1 protein-coding gene is annotated in these 564 nt (G+C 58.9%); it reads right to left on the bottom strand.

The annotated features are described in order from the left end of the window. Positions 1–564: immunoglobulin-like domain-containing protein (locus tag BFP90_RS29235; RefSeq protein ID WP_256097479.1), on the bottom strand; the 564-nt coding region annotated here is incomplete at both ends.

Genomic DNA, 564 nt, shown 5'->3' with positions numbered 1-564 from the left:
CTTCGCCAACCGTGGTGGTAGCGCTCAGAACCACGTCGACCTTGTCGATGGTGTCGTTGATCGCTGTCGTTGCGCCGTTGCCAGCAACTTCCAGTTTCTCGAAGTTGCCGCCAGTGGTCTCAGTGATCTGGACGGTCTGAGTGCTCTTATCGATAAACACGTCATCGCTTGGCGCAGGCACGGTCACGGTGCCGACGGTATCGCCGGCTTTGATCGTGATGCTTGAGCCGTTATCCAGCTTCAGCGTGACGTCAGTACCGGCCTTATTGCTTAAGGTCGCGGTATAGGTGATCTGACCACCCTCGCTCGCTGCAGCCGGCGCGGTCAGCGTAACGGTTGTGGTATCGACGGAATCGGTAATGGTGGTGAGTGCCGGAGTCGTGCTCGGCACCAGGCTTTCAAAATTGCCACCGGTTGCGCCGGTGATAGTGGTGCTGACGGTCGAACCGTTGACGTAGACGTCATTGGCTGGGGTATCGACTACCACCGTGCCCGTCGACTCACCCGCCTTGATGGTAATCACCGAGCCATTGCTCAAGGTGACGCTCACCGGGGTTTGCGCCG

This window comes from Pseudomonas sp. 24 E 13 (genome assembly GCF_900004715.1).
In the GTDB taxonomy this organism is placed as follows: Bacteria; Pseudomonadota; Gammaproteobacteria; order Pseudomonadales; family Pseudomonadaceae; genus Aquipseudomonas; species Aquipseudomonas orientalis_A.
The sequence above is the reverse complement of the archived record's forward strand: the minus strand, read 5'-3'. Positions and strand labels throughout refer to the sequence as shown.